This window comes from Paraburkholderia sp., assembly GCF_050742655.1.
Taxonomy (GTDB): domain Bacteria; phylum Pseudomonadota; class Gammaproteobacteria; order Burkholderiales; family Burkholderiaceae; genus Paraburkholderia.
Genome location: NZ_JBOIGG010000006.1, coordinates 288235 through 307361, shown reverse-complemented (window position 1 = coordinate 307361; position 19127 = coordinate 288235). Strand labels below are relative to the sequence as shown.

19 protein-coding genes are annotated in these 19127 nt (G+C 64.6%); 10 read left to right on the top strand and 9 right to left on the bottom strand.

Annotated elements, in window-relative coordinates:
* Positions 1 to 137, top strand: a 137-nt coding sequence (locus ACREXZ_RS11760) for an IS3 family transposase (protein WP_431764248.1), incomplete at its 5' end; no start/stop codon positions are given.
* Between the two features lie 79 nt (positions 138 to 216).
* On the opposite strand, the gene ACREXZ_RS11755 is transcribed toward ACREXZ_RS11760, so the two are convergent.
* Together ACREXZ_RS11755 and amaB are read right to left on the bottom strand one after the other, a co-directional pair.
* A complete protein-coding gene (locus tag ACREXZ_RS11755; RefSeq protein ID WP_431764231.1) occupies positions 217 to 1389 on the bottom strand; it encodes an NAD(P)/FAD-dependent oxidoreductase in 1173 nt (390 codons plus the stop codon).
* A gap of 48 nt (positions 1390 to 1437) precedes the next feature.
* A complete protein-coding gene (amaB, locus tag ACREXZ_RS11750; RefSeq protein ID WP_431764230.1) occupies positions 1438 to 2937 on the bottom strand; it encodes an L-piperidine-6-carboxylate dehydrogenase in 1500 nt (499 codons plus the stop codon).
* A gap of 203 nt (positions 2938 to 3140) precedes the next feature.
* Here amaB and ACREXZ_RS11745 point away from each other — a divergent pair, with 203 nt between their 5' ends.
* Positions 3141 to 3767, top strand: a complete 627-nt coding sequence (locus tag ACREXZ_RS11745) for a helix-turn-helix domain-containing protein (protein WP_431764229.1) — start codon at positions 3141 to 3143, stop codon at positions 3765 to 3767.
* 12 nt (positions 3768 to 3779) lie between these two features.
* Here the strand turns inward: ACREXZ_RS11745 and ACREXZ_RS11740 are convergent, their stop codons facing one another.
* Positions 3780 to 4814: a DUF1338 domain-containing protein gene (locus ACREXZ_RS11740; RefSeq protein WP_431764228.1), complete on the bottom strand. Its 1035-nt coding sequence runs from the start codon at positions 4812 to 4814 to the stop codon at positions 3780 to 3782.
* 134 nt (positions 4815 to 4948) lie between these two features.
* Here ACREXZ_RS11740 and ACREXZ_RS11735 point away from each other — a divergent pair, with 134 nt between their 5' ends.
* Complete coding sequence (locus ACREXZ_RS11735) at positions 4949 to 5878, top strand: LysR substrate-binding domain-containing protein (protein ID WP_431764227.1); 930 nt, start codon at positions 4949 to 4951, stop codon at positions 5876 to 5878.
* A 1-nt stretch (position 5879) separates the two neighbouring features.
* Here ACREXZ_RS11735 and ACREXZ_RS11730 read toward each other — a convergent pair whose 3' ends face one another.
* The 3 genes from ACREXZ_RS11730 to ACREXZ_RS11720 are packed head-to-tail and all read right to left on the bottom strand — an operon-like array spanning position 5880 to position 8879.
* The gene (locus tag ACREXZ_RS11730; RefSeq protein WP_431764226.1) at positions 5880 to 6200 is read right to left on the bottom strand and encodes an AtuA-related protein; all 321 of its coding nucleotides are present in this window, start codon (positions 6198 to 6200) and stop codon (positions 5880 to 5882) included.
* A 1-nt stretch (position 6201) separates the two neighbouring features.
* Positions 6202 to 7560 (bottom strand): acyclic terpene utilization AtuA family protein, encoded by a 1359-nt coding sequence (locus tag ACREXZ_RS11725; RefSeq protein WP_431764225.1) that lies wholly within the window; start codon positions 7558 to 7560, stop codon positions 6202 to 6204.
* An 11-nt stretch (positions 7561 to 7571) separates the two neighbouring features.
* Complete coding sequence (locus ACREXZ_RS11720; RefSeq protein WP_431764247.1) at positions 7572 to 8879, bottom strand: CitMHS family transporter; 1308 nt, start codon at positions 8877 to 8879, stop codon at positions 7572 to 7574.
* A 106-nt stretch (positions 8880 to 8985) separates the two neighbouring features.
* Here ACREXZ_RS11720 and ACREXZ_RS11715 point away from each other — a divergent pair, with 106 nt between their 5' ends.
* The 3 genes from ACREXZ_RS11715 (at position 8986) to ACREXZ_RS11705 (ending at position 11645) form a co-directional block, all read left to right on the top strand.
* Complete coding sequence (locus ACREXZ_RS11715; RefSeq protein ID WP_431764224.1) at positions 8986 to 9900, top strand: LysR family transcriptional regulator; 915 nt, start codon at positions 8986 to 8988, stop codon at positions 9898 to 9900.
* Between the two features lie 202 nt (positions 9901 to 10102).
* Positions 10103 to 11506 carry an L-lactate MFS transporter gene (locus ACREXZ_RS11710; protein ID WP_431764223.1) on the top strand — a complete coding sequence of 468 codons (1404 nt, stop codon included), beginning with the start codon at positions 10103 to 10105 and terminating at the stop codon, positions 11504 to 11506.
* Positions 11507 to 11516: 10 nt separating this feature from the next.
* A complete protein-coding gene (locus tag ACREXZ_RS11705) occupies positions 11517 to 11645 on the top strand; it encodes an MFS transporter small subunit (protein ID WP_431764222.1) in 129 nt (42 codons plus the stop codon).
* Positions 11646 to 11768: 123 nt separating this feature from the next.
* On the opposite strand, the gene ACREXZ_RS11700 is transcribed toward ACREXZ_RS11705, so the two are convergent.
* A complete protein-coding gene (locus tag ACREXZ_RS11700) occupies positions 11769 to 12224 on the bottom strand; it encodes a hypothetical protein (RefSeq protein WP_431764221.1) in 456 nt (151 codons plus the stop codon).
* A gap of 152 nt (positions 12225 to 12376) precedes the next feature.
* The gene (locus ACREXZ_RS11695; RefSeq protein WP_431764220.1) at positions 12377 to 13276 is read right to left on the bottom strand and encodes a LysR family transcriptional regulator; all 900 of its coding nucleotides are present in this window, start codon (positions 13274 to 13276) and stop codon (positions 12377 to 12379) included.
* Positions 13277 to 13483: 207 nt separating this feature from the next.
* Between ACREXZ_RS11695 and ACREXZ_RS11690 the strand changes: the two genes are divergently transcribed.
* Positions 13484 to 15049 carry an MFS transporter gene (locus tag ACREXZ_RS11690; RefSeq protein WP_431764219.1) on the top strand — a complete coding sequence of 522 codons (1566 nt, stop codon included), beginning with the start codon at positions 13484 to 13486 and terminating at the stop codon, positions 15047 to 15049.
* A gap of 208 nt (positions 15050 to 15257) precedes the next feature.
* Entirely contained in the window at positions 15258 to 15950 is a 693-nt protein-coding gene (locus tag ACREXZ_RS11685) for a cytochrome b/b6 domain-containing protein (protein ID WP_431764218.1), read from the top strand.
* Positions 15951 to 15963: 13 nt separating this feature from the next.
* On the opposite strand, the gene ACREXZ_RS11680 is transcribed toward ACREXZ_RS11685, so the two are convergent.
* Positions 15964 to 16944, bottom strand: a complete 981-nt coding sequence (locus ACREXZ_RS11680) for a LysR family transcriptional regulator (RefSeq protein ID WP_431764217.1) — start codon at positions 16942 to 16944, stop codon at positions 15964 to 15966.
* A 159-nt stretch (positions 16945 to 17103) separates the two neighbouring features.
* On the opposite strand from ACREXZ_RS11680, the gene ACREXZ_RS11675 reads away from it, so the two are divergent.
* Entirely contained in the window at positions 17104 to 17493 is a 390-nt protein-coding gene (locus ACREXZ_RS11675; protein WP_431764216.1) for a tautomerase family protein, read from the top strand.
* A 159-nt stretch (positions 17494 to 17652) separates the two neighbouring features.
* Positions 17653 to 19095, top strand: coding sequence for an NAD-dependent succinate-semialdehyde dehydrogenase (locus ACREXZ_RS11670; protein ID WP_431764215.1), 1443 nt, complete (start codon positions 17653 to 17655; stop codon positions 19093 to 19095).
* Positions 19096 to 19127: the final 32 nt, after the last annotated feature.

Genomic DNA, 19127 nt, shown 5'->3' with positions numbered 1-19127 from the left:
TGAACAGGTTTGACAGCGTGGACGCGCTCAAGGCAGGTATCAGACAGTACATCCACTACTACAACCACAAACGCATCAAGCTGAAACTAAACGGGCTGAGTCCCGTGATGTACAGGACTCAGCCCTCCCGGCCCTAGCCGAAAACTGTCCAACTTTGCGGGGTCGGTTCAGAGTGCGGCCTGCTTCACATACGTGCGTCACGCAAACGCCGCCTCCTCAAACGACATTCTTCTCCACAAACGGCCGGTTCTCCAGCACCCGCGCAAAATTCAGCGCGGACAGATCGAGCGTCGTATAACGGCCGTGCAGGATCAGTTCGCTCACGCCGCGGCCAGTCGCCGGGCCTTGTTGCAGGCCGTGTCCGCTGAAGCCGTTGGCAAACACGCAGTTGTCGACGTCAGGGTGGTGGCCGATGATCGCGTTGTGATCGAACACGTTGTACTCGTAGTAGCCCGACCAGCAGTTTTGCACACGCAACGCTTCGAACTGCGGCACGCGGTGCGCGAGCGTCGGCCAGATCACGTCGTCGAACAGCGCGTGATCGACTTCGTCGAGCGGCAGATCGTCCGGATCGTTGTCCGCAGCGGGCGACGTGCCGCAGATGAACGACTTGCCTTCGGGACGAAAGTACACGCCGGTCGGATCGATCAGCAGCGGGCAGTGTTCGAGCTGCGCGGGCGAACTCACGTTGAAGATGCTGCGACGGCGCGCGAACACGGGCAGTTCGATGCCGACCATCTGCGCGACGCGGCGCGACCACGCGCCCGCCGCGTTGACGACGACGTCGCACGCATAGCGTTCGCCGCTCGCGGTGACGACCTCGGTGACGCGACGGCCGTCGCGTTGCAACGCGGTCACGTCGTCGGCAACGTAATGCGCGCCGAGCGCCTGCGCCTTCTTGCGCAGCGCCTGCACGAGCCCGTAGCCGTCGAACCAGCCCTCGCCGCTTTCGCCGAACGCGCCGGCCGCGAGGTCTTCGGTATTGAGCCACGGAAAGCGCGTCTGCAAGCCGTTGGAATCGAGCAGACTGATGTCCGCGCCGAGCCGCTGCTGCAGCGCGTGATTTTCTTGTAGCGTGGCGACGCCGGCCGGCGTCGCGAGAAACAGATAGCCGCCTTCATGCAGATCGATCGACGGCGTGCTGCCGTCGACCGCGAGCCGCTCGCCGATCGAACGCAGAAACTCGATGCCGAACAGCGACATCTGCACCGACAGCGGCGTCGAGAACTGCTGGCGGATCGACGCGGCCGACAGCGCCGACGACGAACGCGCGTAGGTCGGATCGCGCTCGATCACGGTCACGCTGACCGTCGGGTCCGACGCGCGCAGGAAGTACGCAATCGAACTGCCGATCACGCCTCCGCCGACGATAACGACTCTGGAACTCACGTGTCACTCCACGAATGGCGCGGTTTAGCCTCGCGACCTAACCCAGATTCAACCGAGGTTGAAATCGATGCCCTGCGCGAGCGGCAACGCCGACGAATAGTTGACCGTATTCGTCGCGCGGCGCATGTAGGCTCTCCACGCATCCGAGCCCGACTCGCGGCCGCCGCCCGTTTCCTTCTCGCCGCCGAATGCACCGCCGATCTCCGCGCCGCTCGGTCCGATGTTCACGTTCGCGATCCCGCAGTCGCTGCCCGCCGCCGACAGGAAACGCTCGGCTTCGCGCAGATCGTTCGTGAACACGCACGACGACAGTCCGTGATGCGCCGCATTGTTCGCGTCGACCGCGTCGGCGAAATCCGAGTAGCGCAGCACATAGAGAATCGGCGCGAAGGTTTCCTTCAGCACGACCGCGGTTTGCGACGGCATTTCGACGAGCGCCGGGCGCACGTAGAAACCGCCTTCGTGTCCGCTCACTTCGACGCGTTCGCCGCCGGACACCTTGCCGCCTTCGGCCTGTGCCTGCTGCAGCGCTTCCTGCATCCGCGCGAACGATTGACGGTCGATCAGCGGACCCATCAGCGTGCCCTTCTCGAGCGGGTTGCCGATCGGCACCTTGGCGTACAGCTGTTTCAGACGCGCGATGGTGTCGTCGTACACGCTGTCGTGCACGAACAGCCGGCGCAGCGACGTGCAGCGCTGGCCCGCGGTGCCGACCGCAGAGAACACGATGCCGCGCAGCGCGAGTTCGCGATCCGCGGTCGGTGCGACGATGCCCGCGTTGTTGCCGCCCAATTCGAGCAGCGAGCGACCGAAGCGCTTCGCCACTTCGACGCCGACGGTGCGGCCCATTTCGGTGCTGCCGGTCGCGCTGACGAGCGACGCGCGCGGATCGGCCACGAGCTTCGCGCCGACGTCACGGCCGCCGATGACCAGCGCCGTGAGACCGGCCGGCGCGTCGCCGAACGCCTTCAGCGCATCTTCGAGAATGCGGTTGACCGCGAGCGCGGTCAGCGGCGTCTTCTCCGACGGTTTCCAGATCACCGCGTTGCCGCACACCAGCGCGAGCGCCGCGTTCCACGACCACACGGCCGCCGGGAAATTGAACGCCGAGATCACGACACAGGTGCCGAGCGGGTGCCACGATTCGGCCATCCGGTGACCGGGGCGCTCCGACGCGATCGTGAGGCCGTACAGCTGGCGCGACAGGCCAACTGCGAAATCGCAGATGTCGATCATTTCCTGCACTTCGCCGAGCCCTTCCTGGAGGATCTTGCCGGTCTCGAGCGTGATCAGGCTACCGAGCGCCTGCTTCTTCTCGCGCAGACGTTCGCCGAGCAGACGCACCAGTTCGCCGCGACGCGGTGCAGGGACGTTGCGCCACGTTTCGAAGGCCTGCTTCGCGGCCGCGAGCGTCGCGTCGACGTCGGCGGCGCTATGGCTCGCGACGTGGCCGACGGCTTCGCCGGTGATCGGCGAATGCACGGCGATGTCGCCCGCTTGCGCCGCTTGAGTAATGCCGAGATCGGCGAGGATGGTCGAAGCGTTCATGAGCTTTCCTTTAATTTCCGATACGAAACAAAGTCGATTCGCAGACTATACACGCCGCACAACACCCATACAAGCAGGCTATTTTATCGATCCAGATGACTTCGTCACGCTGTTTCCCATCGGAAAATGGCGAACCTGTTGGGCGGCGTGAATGCTATGATCGGAAACATTGCGTGCCGGGAAGGCACGCCCGAGCGCAGCCCATGGATACCCACGTCACCAAACACAACGAGCCGTCCACCGCCGATCTCGGCCGCCGCGTCCGCGCCGCGCGGCTCGCGCACGACCTGACGCTGGAAGCCGCGAGCCACCTGTGCGGTGTGTCGCGCTCCACGCTGTCGAAAGTGGAGAACGGCCTGATGTCCCCCACCTTCGACGTGCTGCAGAAAATCGTGCTCGGCCTGAAGATCGATCTCGGCGAGCTGTTCGGCTCGACGCCGAAGGTCAGTGCCGGCGGCCGCCGTGCATTGACGCGCAAGGACGCCGGTCAGCGGCACGCGTATCGCGGCTACCAGATGGAACTGCTCGCGACCGACCTCGCACACAAGGCGATGCTGCCGTTTCGCATCCGCATTTCGGCGCACACGCTCGATGCATTCGACGACTGGGGCCGTCACGAAGGCGAAGAATTTCTTTACGTGATCAGCGGCAGCGTATGCCTGTATTCGGAACTGTACGCCCCCACCTATCTGAACGCCGGTGACAGCCTCTACTTCGACAGCCGCACCGGTCATGCCGCCGTCTCCACCAGCGACGAAGATGCCGAGGTGCTGTGGATGGCGACGAGTGCGGACCTGCCGCAGCCCGGCGGCGAGCCGGCGAGGAAGTAGCTCAACAAGCCATCACGCCGCACTCGCCGTCATCCTGAAGATCCCCTGCGCATTGCCCGCGTCGAAACGCAGGTCCGTCTCCCAGCGGCGCGCGTCCTGATCGAACGTGCGCTTGCGCGTGATGAATTCGTAGAACGAGCCGGGCACGTCGCGCGTCACGATCGAGCCGTCCGCCGCACGAAATTCGCGCCGCACAGTGTCCGCGCGATACGCGGTCTGAAACACGCGACCCGACCGCGAACGTTCGACTTCCGGCTTCATCGGACGGCCTTTCGCTTTCTCCGCTTCGGCGAGCGCGAACACGTCGGCGACGCGGTCGGTTGCGTGATTGAACGCATTCCCTTCGGTGGCGATCCACGCCATCTCGGCCGATTCGGCGAGCAGCACCGCGTAATCCGCTTCGGACGGCACGTCGTGCTGCCGCGCAAACGCACCGACTATTCCCCGCAGCAACGCGTGGGCCGCGTCGAGCGGCAGCACGCCGTCGCGCTCCAGTTCCCATAGCTGCGCGACAGCGACGGACGTCAGCGGATCGCACGACGTGCCGATCACGTTCGTCACCGCGTGCTGGAACGCTTCCGAAAAGCGCTCGGGATGCAGTTCGCTGACGAAGAACTGTGCGATCTCGTCGGGCGCGTCGTCGTGGGCCCATGCGCGGCCGGTCATACCGAGGCGGTCGAGCGGATAGCGCCCGTTGATCCGGAAGCCGAGCGGCCGCAGGATTCTTGCGAACGCCGCTTCGCCGGGCGGCAGCGCGCCGCTGTGCGACCCGCGCACCGTGCGTAGCGCGCCGTGATCAAACACGACACCGCCACCGGCCGCGATCGTTTCGTGCGTGTACGCGCGGCCGTTCGGCGACCGCGCGAGCAGGTCCTCGAACAACGCCATGTTCATCGCCTGCGCGAGTTCCGCGCGGGTCACGACTCCGTCCTCCCATTCGTTCAGTACCGACGGATGATTCAGCGTCGCAAAGAGCGCAGCCGTTTTGTCGGCGCCGATCAACGTCGACAGCAGCCGCTCGACGTTCGCATTTCGCACAGTTCGCATGGGGATTCCAGATGAGGCCGCGCCGTCGGTTCGCGTCGCGCGTGAGGGGATTCGTTCGACTGCGATTATTCAAAGCGAAAACGCGCGCGTAAAGCGAGATAAAATCCAGACTTGATGCGTTTTAGGAATCACCCGTGCGCAAATTCAAGATCCCCAACATGGGCGCGCTGCTCGCGTTCGAAGCGGCCGCACGGCACGAGAGCTTCACGCTCGCCGCGCGCGAGCTGTTCCTGACCGAGAGCGCGGTGTCGCGCCAGATCAATACGCTCGAGGGCAATCTCGGTGTGCGGCTCTTCGTGCGGGTCAAGCAGCGCGTGGTGCTGACTAAGGCCGGCAAGGTGTACGGCGCGCAGGTACGGCGCGCGCTGGAGGGCCTCGACCGCGACACGCTGTCAATCATCGCGCATGGCAGCGGCGGCGGCTATCTGGAACTCGCGGTGCTGCCGACCTTCGCGTCGCAATGGCTGATTCCGCGGCTCGGCGATTTCAACACGCGCTATCCGGACGTGCGCGTGAACATGGGTGCGCGCACCGATACGTTCACGTTCGCGGACTCGCATTTCGAAGCGGCGATTCACTATGGCAAGCCGACCTGGCCGGGTACGTCAGCGGATTTTCTGTTTCGCGAGGAGGTCGTGCCCGTATGCGCGGCGAGCCTGCTGAAGCGTCGCGCGAAGAGCGCGGCTGACTTGCTCGCGCACCCGCTGCTGCACTCCACGACCCGTCCCGACGGCTGGGCCGCGTGGTTCGCCAATCTCGGCATCGAAGACAACCGCACGATGCAAGGCGTGCGCTACGAGCTACATACGATGCTGATCAGCGCCGCGGCGGCCGGTCTCGGCATCGCGCTCGTGCCGCGTTTTTTTGTCGAGACGCAACTGGAGCGGCTCGGTCTCGTCGTGCCGTTCGATGCACCGGTGATCTCCGACTCGGCGTACTACCTCGTTTATCCGACCGAGTTGAGTCACGGCAAACCGCTCATGAGCTTTCGCGAATGGCTGCTGCACGAAGCGCAGGGTTATGCCGCGACGAATCCGCGGCTCGCGCAAACCGCTGCGGATTGAGTCAGTCCGCGCGCAACGGCACCGGTACGTCGAGACTCAACAACGCGGAGCCGAGCGATTTGCCATGCGCATCGAGCGCAAGCGAACGCGTGACGCCACCGCCCAGCGCGTGACGCAGCACGAAATTCAGCGCGCAGATCTCGGGCATCTCGAAGCGCGTCACGTCGCCGTGCACGACGTCCCGCAGATGCGCGTGCACGCGCTCGGCCGTCACGTGTTCGCGAAGATGCAGGTAGTCGCGCAGATCGCGGCAGATCACCGATACGTTCAGCGTATCGCCCTTGTCGCCGGTTCTCGAATGAGCCAGTTCACGTAGCTGCATGTCAGCCCTCCACCAGTTCGAACGACGGCCGCACGCATTCGCGCGGCAGCAACACCGACTGCACGGCGATCACCTCGCGCGCCGACTTCGTCGCGCCGCCACCGCCGGCCGGTCCGTTCGTGTACAGCGTCTCGACCTCGTTGCCGATCCGCACCGCTTCATCGAGCGACGCTGTGCGCCCCGCGACACGCACGCGCACCTCGTACGGCTCGGCGTCACGCGCGGCGAGCGTTGCGCCATGCAGCGCATCGACGCCGATCAGATCGAAGCGCAGTTCGCTCGCCTGCACGCCGGTCAAGCGCAGCCGCTCACGCACGACGTCGAGCGCGAGGCGCGCCCGCGCGAGCGCACCCGGTCCGGCGTATGAAATCTGTCCTTCGCCGATAAAGCCGTCGAGATAGGCGACCGACGTCTTCAGCGTCGGCGTGCGCGGCGTGCCGCGTCCGCCGCTCACGCGCACGCGATCGTGCGCTTCCTGCTCGACCCGCACGCCGGTGAAATCCGCGACGACGTCCGGCTGCAGATAGCGGCTGCAGTCGTGCACTTCGTACAGCAGTTGCTCCTTGCAGGTCGCTTCGGTCACGCAGCCGCCCGCATGCGGCACCTTCGTCACGACGACCGAGCCGTCGGCGGCTACTTCGCCGATCGGAAAACCGAGCCGCGCGAGATCGGGCACGTCCTTGTAGCCGGGGTCCGCGAAATAGCCGCCCGTCACCTGCCCTGCGCATTCGAGCAGATGACCGACCACGGTCGCCTGGCCGAGCGTGTTCCAGTCGTCCATCGACCAGCCGTACTCGTGGATCAGCGGCGCGGTGAACAGCGACGGGTCGGCGACACGCCCCGTCAGCACGACGTCAGCGCCGGCAGCAAGTGCATCGACGATCGGTGCGGCGCCGAGGTACGCGTTCGCCGACACGATCCGTCCGTCGAACCCGGCCACGCGTTCACCCGATTCCTCGAAGCAGTAGTCGCCCTGGCGCACTGCGTCGAGCACGTCGTCGCCGGTGACGGCTGCAATTTTCAACCGCGGCAAGCCAAGCTCACGCGCGAGTTCCGCGGTGCGGCGCGCAGCGGCGAGCGGATTCGCCGCGCCCATATTCGACACGATCCGCACGCGGTTGCGGACTGCAATGGGCAGCACCGCGCGCATCCGCGCGTCGAGCAGTGGATCGTAGCCGAGCGCCGGGTTGCCGCGACGCACCTGCTGCGCGAGCGCGATCGTGCGCTCGGCCAGGCACTCGAACACCAGGTAATCGAGCGCGCCATGTTCGGCCAGCTCGACGGCCGGTTCGATCCGGTCGCCCGAATAACCCGCGCCGGTGCCGATGCGCACGGGGCCTTTACGTTTCGTCGATATCATGTGGAACAACCTCACAGCGGAAAGATCCCCAGCACCACGCACGCCGCGGTCATCACGAGCGATGCGCCGAACAGCAGCGGGAACGTGAATTTCTGGTGATCGGCGAGTTCGATGCCGGTCAGCCCGACGACGAGAAACGTCGCGGGCGTGAGCGGGCTCACCGGGAAACCGGTCGTCATCTGACCGAGCAGCGCCGCCTGGCCGACGTGCACGGCAGGCACGCCGAGTTGCCCCGCCACTTCGGCGATCACGGGCAGCACGCCGAAATAGAACGAGTCGGGATCGAACAGCATGCTGAGCGGCATCGAGAGGACGCCGAGCGCGACCGGAATATGCCCGGCCATACCGGGCGGCACCAGGCCGACCGCGGCCTGCGCCATCGCCTTCAGCATACCGCTGCCCTGCATCACGCCGGTGAACACGCCGGCGGCGAGCAGGATGCCGGCCATCATCAGCGCGGCGCGCGCATGCGCGTCGACGCGTTGCCGCTGCATGTTCACGTCCGGATAGTTGACCATCAGCGCGATGCAAAAGCCGACCATGAACATCACCGCCGGCGGAATCTTCTCGCCCATTACGACCATCGTGCCGAGCACGATCACCGTCAACACGATGTTGAACCAGAAGTTGCGCGGCCGCCGCAGCGCTTTCTGTTCGTCGGTGAGTTCGCGTTGCGGCAGCGGCACCGCACCGGATGCGGACGTATAACCGAGGCGCTTTTCTTCGCGACGTCCGAGCCACCATGCGGTGCCGAACACAAACACGAGCCCCACGGCCTGCACCGGGATCAACGGATTGAAGAGCGCCGAAACCGGCAACCCGAGCGACGCGGACGCACGGATCATCGGCCCGGTCCACGGCAGGAAGTTGATGCCCGCCGCCAGCGACGCCGCTGCGGCGAGCACGCGCCGGTCCATCTTTAGCCGATCGTATAGCGGCAGCATCGCGGGGATCGTCACGAGGAAGCACACCGCGCCGGAGCCGTCGAGGTGGATCAGCAGTGCGAGCAGCGTCGTGCCCAGCACGATGCGCGTCGGTCTCGTACCGACCGCGCGCAGGATGCGGTCGATGATCGGATCGAGCGTGCCCGCGTCGGTGATCGTCCCGAAGTAGAGAATCGCGAACACGAACATACCGACGACCGGCGCGAGACTGCGCAAACCGTCGAGGACGAATTTGCTCGTCTGCAGACCGAAGCCACCGATCAGCGAAGCCGCGATCGGTACGACGATCAGCGCGACGAGCGGCGACATTCGCTTCGAGAGAATCGCGGTGAGCAGGACTACGATTGTGGCCAGACCTAGTAGTGGTAGTGGCAATAGCACGTGCGTGTCTCCATCTATTGTTTTTTGAGTCAACGAAGCGTAGTTTCCAAACAGCAATAGAACAATTGAAATGATTTGATCGCAGCCATCATCGTTCGTAATGGATCTGAATCTTCGAGACATCCGCGCCTTTATCGCCGTTGCACAGACCGGCAGCTTCACGCGTGCCGCCACGCGGCTGCATCTATCGCAGCCTGCGCTGACCGTGCAGATTCGCCGGCTCGAGGACACGCTCGGTACCCGCCTGTTCGACCGCAACAGTCGCAACGTCGCGCTAACGCCGGTGGGACGCGATCTGCTGCCGCTGCTGCAGAAGTCGCTGCACGACATGGAGCACGTGCTCGCCGACGCGCGCGCGTTGAGCGGCGGCGCGGCGGGGACCGTGCGCATCGCGTGTCTGCCGTCGTTCGCGGCGAGCCTGCTGCCCGATCTGATCCGCGATTTCCGCGCGGATCTGCCCGACGTGTCGTTCCAGATTCGCGACGTGGTGGCGAGCGTCGTCGATGCGCTGGTCCGTAACGAAGACGTCGACATCGGCCTGACCGGTGGCACCGCAGCAGGCCAGGCCGGCGCGCCCGATACGGCGCTCGACGTGCTGTACGCGGGCGAAGACCGGCTCGTCGCGCTCTGTCCGAAGGGGCATCCGCTCGCAAAGCGGCGCACGGTCCGTCTCGCGGATCTGCTGCGCACGCCGCTCGTTCTAACGGCGAGCGGTACGAGTGTGCGCGCGGTGGTCGACGCGGCGCTCGCCGATGCGGACACGCCACCGTCGATCGCCTGCGAACCCACCTACATGATGACCGCCGTCGCGATGGTGCGCGGCGGTCTCGGCGTGACGATCCTGCCGGGTTCGGCACGCGAAATGCTCGCAGAACCGGATCTCGTCGCGCGACGTATCAATGACCCGCGCTTCGTGCGTCCGATCGCGCTCGTGAAGAAGCGCGGCCGCACGCTGCCGCCGGTTACCGAGGCCTTCGTCGAGCGATTGGTGCAGCGCATGAAGCAGGACCGCTAACGACCCAACATAGGCCGTGGATCTCCGCAAAATGGGCGCTGCAACATGGCTTATGCATTCACGTCTCATATTGCCAACGGCCAGTTACGGTCCTATTGTTGACGCCAATTTCCTTGAGGCCACGCTTAAAAACCTAAAAAAGTAGTTTTACTCAAGAACGGCGCCTCGAACGCCGATAACACGCGCAACACGGAGACCGACCATGAGCAGCATGACTGAACCGTCCAGCAGTACGGGTTCACCCCCATTCTTTTCCAAACAAGCCACAGTCGCGGGACCGGGATTCTCGCGCTGGATGGTGCCGCCCGCGGCGCTGGCGGTGCACCTGTGCATCGGCCAGGTCTACGCGTTCTCGGTATTCAACGGACCGCTCACGAAAGTGATCGGCATTACGCAATCCGCGCCGGGCGACTGGTCGCTCACGACGCTCGGCTGGATCTTCTCGCTTGCAATCGTTTGCCTCGGATTCTCCGCTGCATTCGCCGGTAAATGGCTCGAAAAAGTCGGCCCGCGCCGTACGATGTTCACTGCGGCGTGCTGCTTCGGCGGCGGCTTCGCCGTCTCGGCGATCGGCGTATGGCTGCATCAGATTGCGCTGGTGTATCTCGGCTACGGCGTGCTCGGCGGCATCGGACTCGGTCTCGCCTATGTGTCGCCAGTGTCGACGCTGATCCGCTGGTTCCCGGACCGCCGCGGCATGGCGACCGGCATGGCGATCATGGGCTTCGGCGGCGGCGCGATGATCGCGGCACCGCTGTCGGTTGCGTTGATGAACCACTTCAAGAGCGCGACGAGCATCGGTGTCGCTGAAACCTTCATCGTGCTCGGCATCGCGTACTTCATCTCGATGTCGATCGGCGCGCTTGCAATCCGCGTGCCGCCGCCCGACTGGAAGCCGGCCGGCTGGACGCCGCCCGCGACCACCACGGACAAGATGATCACGCGCAACCACGTGCACATCGACGAAGCGCTGAAGACGCCGCAGTTCTACCTGATCTGGCTCGTGCTGTTCCTCAACGTGACGGCCGGCATCGGTATCCTCGGCCAGGCGTCGGTGATGATCCAGGAGAGCTTCAAGGACACGGTGACCGCCGCGGCTGCTGCGGGCTTCGTCGGCCTGCTGTCGCTGTTCAACATGGGCGGCCGTTTCGTGTGGGCATCGGCATCCGACTGGGTCGGCCGCAAGAACACCTACTTCATTTTCTTCGTGCTTGGTGCCGTGCTGTACTACCTCGTGCCGACTTTCGCATCGAGCGGCAACATCGCGCTGTTCGTGCTGTCGTACTGCGTGATCCTGTCGATGTACGGCGGCGGCTTCGCGACCGTGCCCGCGTATCTCGCGGACATGTTCGGCACCGCGTTCGTCGGCGGCATTCACGGCCGGCTGCTCACCGCGTGGGCCGCGGCGGGTGTCGCGGGCCCAGTACTCGTCAACTACATCCGTGCGTACCAGGTGGGCCACGGCGTCGCGAAGGCCGATGCGTACACGATGACCGTGCACATCATGGCCGTGCTGCTCGTGATCGGGTTCGTCTGCAACCTGCTCGTGCGCCGCGTGAACGACAAGCACCACATGACCGACGCGCAACTTGCGTCGACCAGATAAGGAGACCGTCATGACCGATCAGACCGCTGTTCATCCGACCAACAAGGGCATGCTCGTCGTCTTCTGGGCGTACGTGCTGATTCCGCTCGCGTGGGGTGTTGTGAATACGTTGACGCAGGCGTTGAAGCTGTTTCATTGAATTGGCCTGCGCGGGCGTAGGGTTGTAGATAAAACCCGCAGGTAAAACAAAAGCCGGGCATGCAGTTCGCTGCATGCCCGGCTTTTTCATTACCCGACGTTGGTCGGGGTGCAGCGGAAAACGTCACTTGCCGTCCGTCTCGCGCATCTTCTCGGCAACAGCCTTGTAATCGTAGGTCGGATAAAACTCGGTGCGATACCCGCCCCACGCGGTGGTTTCGATCGCGCGATTGACTTCGCGCAGGCGGCTCGCGGGCACTCGCAGCGTCACGACCTGACCCACGCCCATCATCACGTACCACGAGACGACCTCGATGCCCGGCGGCGGAAACGTCTTGAAGTAACCCTGCGCGCGCAACTGGTCGTTGATCTTCGCCAGCGGTTTGGACTCGTCGTGCCGCAGGAAGATGGTTAGCAGGAAGGTATCGTCCGCGGGCTGCGCGGAAGCGGAAGCCGAAGGCGATGCGGACGGCTGCTGCGCGGCGGCGCCGGCAATGAACCCCGGGGTGCAGACGATCCCCGCTACGAGCGCGGCGCACACAAAACTACGGAGACTACGGCGAATCGGCGTTTTCGACATCGATGGCTCCACGTTGAGAAAGGACGCGCTGCGCGACGTCGTCGCATCGCAGCGGCACGAGCCGCATCGTCTCGCGAACCGGAAGCAGCTCTCGCGAGAGCCATTCTGCCGCGTTCATGACGACCGCGTCGTGAAGCCAGCAACGTGGAAAATCAGGCGGTTCTGAGCGGACGTACCTGAGCGGAGACCTGAGCAGCCACCTGGGCCGAGCCGGGTCCCGGCATATCGACAATCATCTGGCCGAACGCGCGGACCGCTGGCGTTTCGTCGTTGCAGATCAGCACGAATTCGGCGGCTGGCAGCGGCGGCAAACCGTATTGCCCATCGACCCGCTTCATGCCCGGCTCAAGATCGTCAAGCGTAAACACGGTGACCGCGAGTCCTGCCAGCACCGCCGCACGCAAACCCTGCTGACTCGGCGACGTGAACACCACATGCCACTTCACGTCGGTGCGATCGAGCGCAGCGACGCCGGCCTGCCGGTTGATGCACGGCGCGGGAAAGAACGCGAGCGGCAGCGATTCGCCTTCGCGTGCATCGAAGTAGTCCGCAGCGATCCACGCGAACTGCGCCTCGCGCAGCACCGTGCCGACCTCGCTGCCCGCCTTCACCATCACGACCGCGAGATCGAGTTCGTCCGCATCGATCATCGCGCGCAGATCCTGATTCAGGCTAACGTTCACGTCGAGCCGCACCTCGGGATAGACACGCGCGAACTGGCACAGCAGCGACGGCAAACGATCGCCCATGAAATTTTCCGGCACGCCGAAACGCACGAGCCCCGACACCGGCGAAGGCTGGAAACGCCGGCTCAAGGCATCGAGCGAATCGAGAATCTGCGTCGCGTGACGCAGAAAATCTTCGCCGTCTTCGGTGAGGGTCATGCTGCGCGTGGTGCGGTATAGAAGCTGCCGCCCGACCTGTTCTTCGAGGCGCCGGATCTGATGACTGATCGCGGATTGCGTGAGGTGCAGCCGCTCGGCGGCACGCGTGAAGCCGCCGGTTTCCTTCACGGCGACGAATGCGCGCAGAAGCGTGGGATCGAAATCCATGGCGGCCAATAGATGATGAACGTTAATGGATTCTACAAAATTAAATCATTTCCATCATGAAGACAGCGCGCCGAGAATGGTTTCCCTGTCGACCCGAAAGAATCCGGGTTCCCGGCAACCGATCCTGCTGATCCTGCTGACAGTACGCCGTCAGTAGCAGCGGACCAGAATAGATCGCCGGCAATCGATCACCTGAGAAAGAACGATATGACGCTCTCGCACTCCGGCAAGAACACCGTCGCGCTCGCCGCGGTCTGCCTCACCGCGATGATGTTCGGCCTCGAAATCTCCAGCGTACCGGTCATCCTCCCGACGCTCGAACGCGTGCTGCACGGTAGTTTCAGGGACGCGCAGTGGATCATGAACGCGTACACCATCGCGTGCACGACGGTGCTGATGGCAATCGGCACACTCGCCGACCGTTATGGCCGGCGACGTGTGCTGGTCATTGCGCTGATCGCGTTTGGCATTACATCGTTCGTCTGTGGGATCGCGCAGAGCGCGCCGGTGCTGATCGTCAGCCGGTTTCTGCAGGGCATGGGCGGCGGCGCAATGCTGATCTGCCAGATCGCCGTACTGTCGCACCAGTTTCAGGAAGGCCGTGAACGCAGCAACGCGTTCGCTATTTGGGGAATCGTGTTCGGCATCGGCCTCGGTTTCGGGCCGATCATCGGCGGCGCGATCGTCGCGTTGTCGAACTGGCACTGGGTGTTTCTGGTCCACGTGCCGCTGTCGGTGCTCACGCTCGCGCTCGTGTTCATGGGCGTCGAAGAGTCGCGTGATCCGCATGCGAAGCGTCTGGACAGCGTGGGTATCGTCACGCTGTCGCTGGCCGTGTTCGGCTTCACCTACTTCATCACACAGGGGCCGGACCTCGGCTTCACGAGCGGCACCGCGCTCGCGATCGTCGGCGGTGCCACGCTGTGCTTCATCGCGTTCCTGTTCGCGGAGCGCATGAACCCGCATCCGATGTTCGATTTCTCCGTATTCCGCATCCGCAATTTCTCGGGCGCGATTCTCGGCTCGATGGGGATGAACTTCAGCTTCTGGCCGTTCATGATCTACCTGCCGATCTACTACCAGAGCGGTCTCGGCTATGACACGGTCACGGCCGGGCTGTCGCTGCTCGCGTACACGTTGCCCACGCTGGTCATTCCGCCAGTCGGTGAACGGCTCTCGTTGCGTTATCGCGTGGGCGTTGTGATTCCGGCAGGGCTCTTCACGATCGGGCTCGGCTTCATACTGATGCGCTACGGCAGCGCTGCCACACATGCGAGCTGGGCCACGATGCTGCCGGGCGCGCTGATCGCCGGCATCGGGCTCGGTCTCACGAACACACCTGTGACCAACACCACCACCGGCTCTGTACCGGTGACGCGCGCCGGCATGGCGTCGGGCATCGACATGAGCGCGCGGTTGATCACGCTCGCCATCAACATCGCGCTGATGGGCTTCCTGCTGGTCGAGGGCATCCTGTCGTACCTGAAGCGCACGCTACCCGCTTCAGCCGATCCGGTGCGGCTGCGCGCAATCGCCGAGCAGATCGCCGCCGGCAATTTCGGCTCGCTGCAGCGGGCATTCCCCGAACTCGCGACGCTCGATGCATCGGGCAGCGTCGTGCACGCCGCGCTCGTTCATGGCTTCGGGACGGTGATGCTGTATGGCGGGGTCGGTGTGTGGGTACTGGCCGCGCTTAGTTTGATGATCTTCGGATCCGCCGACACGGCGCGGCGGCCGGCGAAAGTGGACGCCGCGGGGAATGCGTGTCCGTGACAAGACGAAGCCGTACCGACGCTGCGCCCCAGCATGGCAGCTTTGCTTGTCATGTCGGGCTGGCGGCATAGCCTCCGCTCCTGACTTATCATGACCGGGGTTGTCGCATCGCTGCGGCGATTGCGACAGCCTCTCTGCATTTGCGGTCATCGCGTGCTTCGAGCATTCTCGTGGAGCACGCTGCATTCCGGTCTACAGGGGCCAACCGATGGACACTGAACGACATGCGGTTCCGTCCGCGCAGGACAGCGATCGCTCCGTGCAGGTATGGGACCTTCCGATACGGTTATTTCACTGGCTGACGGTTCTGCTGGTGGCGGGTGCCTATGTGACCGAGCGCTTCAACTGGATCGACTGGCATGTGCGCATCGGCGAGACGCTGTTCGCGCTCGTACTGTTCCGTCTGTTGTGGGGCTGCTTTGGCAGCGAGACCGCGCGGTTTCGCAGCTTTGTCGCGTCGCCTGCCGCTGCATGGGGGCATCTTCGCCATGTCTTTCGCCGCGAGGCCGATCTGCAGGTCGGCCACAATCCGGCCGGCGGCTGGATGGTCGTGCTGCTGCTCGCGCTGCTATTTGTCGAGACGCTCAGCGGAATCTACGTCTATAACGAAGTCGCCGACGAAGGCCCGCTGAGCGCACGGGTTCCCGCCGCCGTCGCCAATGCGATTTCGACGCTGCATGCGCTCGGATGGTATGTGCTGATTGGAGCGGTTGTGCTGCATGTTGCTGCCATCGGTCTTTACGCCGTCGCGAAGGGGAACAACCTGCTGCGCCCGATGCTCACCGGGCGCAAGCCGCTGCCCGCCTCGAGCCGCGCACCGCGTCGGGCGCCGGTGTGGCTCGCGCTGCTGGCATTGTGTGCTGGGGCGATCGCGGTGATCCTCCTTGCGACCTACCTCTGATCTGTACTGGACGTTACGCGCGCTCGGTGCTCGCCGACGGCTTACCGGTACGCGCACGTGCGGGTTTCGCGGGTTTAATGGGTTTCACCGCTTCGTGCCGGCGAAACGTCTCCGCGGCGACGTCGCCGAGCAGATCGACCGCGCGCTTCAGGTTACCGAGGTGCAGCGGATGAACCAGCCACGCGTCCAGCTTCAACGCGAAATCGCCGACGTTCACGATGTCGAGGTCGTCACAGACCGCGCTGCGGGATAGCACGCTGCGCGGCACGAGCCCCAGACCGAGGCCCGCTGCGACGAGCCGCAACTGCATCTCGGTGCCGTGTGTATCGACGCCGACGCGCAGGCTGCGCCCCGCGTCGTCCATCGCCTGCTCGAGCGCGGCACGATAGCCGCAGCCGTCCGGATTCAGCACCCATGCGTGCGCCGCAAGCGAACGGATCGTTGGACGCCCCTTGCCGGTGACGAGCGGCTTGCTGCGACTCTGGACGACCAGTACGTCGAGCGTCGCGAGCCGCCGTCCCGCGACGCCGTCAGCCGGCTGCGCGCGCGACGGCAGTACGAGTATCGCGGCGTCGAGCGTGCCTGGCACCATCTGCTGCTGCAACGTGCTGCTGCGCTCCGTATGCAGACGCACGTCGAGCGCAGGAAACGCCGCTTTTAGCTGCATCACTGCGTCGAACAGCACGATGTCCGCGACGGCCTGCGTCATACCGAGCCGGAATGTGCCGCCCGGCGGCGCATTTTCGACGGGCACTTCGAGCAGACGGTCGAGGTCGCGCAGCAGCGGAATCGCGTACGCGTAAATGCGCTGCGCCAGCGCCGTCGGCTTCGGCGGCTTGCTGTTGCGGTCGAACAGTTCGGCGCCGAGCGACTCTTCGAGCCGCTGGATGCGGCGCGACACCGCGGACTGCGTCACGCACAGTGTGTCGGCCGCGCGCGTCAGCGACGCCTCGTCGATGACGACGACGAACGAGCGAAGGTCTTCGGTAATCATGCTCATTCCTCATGTCGATGATGAAAATCATGCGCTTGCGGTAAGTCTAGGTGAAGTCTAACCTGACGCTTCAGAGGTTGCCAGCGCCGTGTCCGTCGGCTGAAACGCCACGACGGCAAGCAACCGTTTCGCAATCGTGATACCGCACAGGAGTTCGACATGCCGCTCGTCCGTATCAATCTTTCGAAAGACGCTTCACCGGAAACCGTTCGCGCCGTCGGCGACGTGATCTACGACGCGATGATCCAGTTCGCGAACGTGCCAAAGGACGACCGCTTCCAGATCGTCACCCGCCACGCCGCCGACGAACTGATCTATCCGGAGGCCGGCTATCTCGGCATCTCGTACACGCCGGGCATCGTGTTCATCCAGGTCACGTGGAACGCGGGGCGCAGCACGGAGGTGAAGAAGGCGTTCTATCGCGCGGTCGCCGACGGGATTCACGCGAAAGCGGGCATCCGTAAGGAGGACGTGTGGATCAGCCTCGTCGAGGTCGATAAAGAGAACTGGTCGTTCGGCAACGGTGAGATGCAATACGGGCCGAAGTAGCGCATTGCTGCGAAGCACCGGCCGGACGCGGTAGCCGGGCTCCCTGCCACGCCATCGCACGCAATCTCCGTTTTTCGCGGAAAATAGCGGTTTCGCCCGCCCGTTTCAGCGCCGGACAGCCATTTCGACCGCAGCCCCATTCCAAGGAGTGACACCTCGATGAGCACCTCACAACCGAACTATCCGGACACCCAGCTTTACATCGACGGCGCGTGGCATGCCGGTTCGCGGCAAACCGACGTGATCAATCCGGCGAACGAAATCGCGATCGGCCGTCTCTCGCTCGCGGGCGAAGCCGAACTCGAACGTGCCGCACAGGCCGTGCAGCGCGCATTCGGCGAATGGCGCAAAGTGTCCGCATTCGAGCGCAGCAAGCTGATGCGCCGTGCCGCCGAGAATCTGCGCGCCCGTGCCGAAACCGTCGCCGCGATCATGACGATGGAACAGGGCAAGCCGCTCGCCGAAGCGCGGGTCGAAACGCTGTCCGCTGCCGATACGATCGAGTGGTTCGCCGAAGAAGCGCGCCGCACCTATGGCCGCGTCATTCCGTCGCGTGGCGGCGCGGTTCAGCAGATCGTCACGCGCGAACCGGTCGGTCCGGTCGCCGCGTTCACGCCGTGGAACTTCCCGCTGAACCAGGCGGTGCGCAAGGTCTCGGCCGCGCTCGCCGCGGGCTGCTCGATCGTGCTGAAAGGACCGGAAGAAACGCCGGCCAGCTGCGCGGCGCTCGTGGCCGCGTTCCATGACGCCGGGTTGCCCGCAGGCGTGCTGAACCTCGTGTTCGGCGTGCCGGCCGACATCTCGCGCTTCTTCATCGAGCACCCGGTCATCCGCAAGATTTCGTTCACCGGCTCGACCGCGGTCGGTAAGCAACTCGCGGCGATGGCCGGTCTGCACATGAAACGCGCGACGATGGAACTGGGTGGCCACGCTCCGGCCATCGTCTTCGCGGACGCCGACGTTCCGCGCGCCGCGAAGCTGCTCGCGACCGCGAAAATCCGCAACGCGGGGCAGGTGTGTATTTCGCCGACACGCTTCCTCGTCCAGGAGGCCGCTTACGACGAGTTCGTCGAGCACTTCGTCGCCACGATCAAAAGGATCAAGGTCGGCAACGGCCTGCACGACGGCGTGCAGATGGGGCCGCTCGCGAACGTGCGCCGCGTCGAAGCCATGGAACGCCTCGTCGCCGATGCGCGCGAACAGGGCGCGAAGGTGCAGGCAGGCGGTGAACGTATCGGCCGCGAAGGCTACTTCTTCCAGCCGACCGTTCTCACCGACGTGCCGCTGTCCGCCCGCATCATGACCGAAGAGCCGTTCGGCCCGGTGGCGCCGGTCACGCGCTTCGGCAGCTACGACGATGTGATTCGCGAAGCGAACCGCCTGCCGTATGGTCTCGCCGCCTATGCATACACGCGCTCGACGTCGACGGCAGCCGCGCTCGCCGACGACATCGAAAGCGGGATGATCTCGGTGAACCACCACGGCCTCGGCCTGCCGGAAACGCCGTTCGGCGGCGTGAAGGACTCGGGCTACGGTTCGGAAGGCGGCACGGAAGCGATGGAAGCGTATCTCGTCACGAAGTTCGTCAGCCAGCATCGCTAGGCTCACCAGGTGACACGCGCGCGGCAACGGTT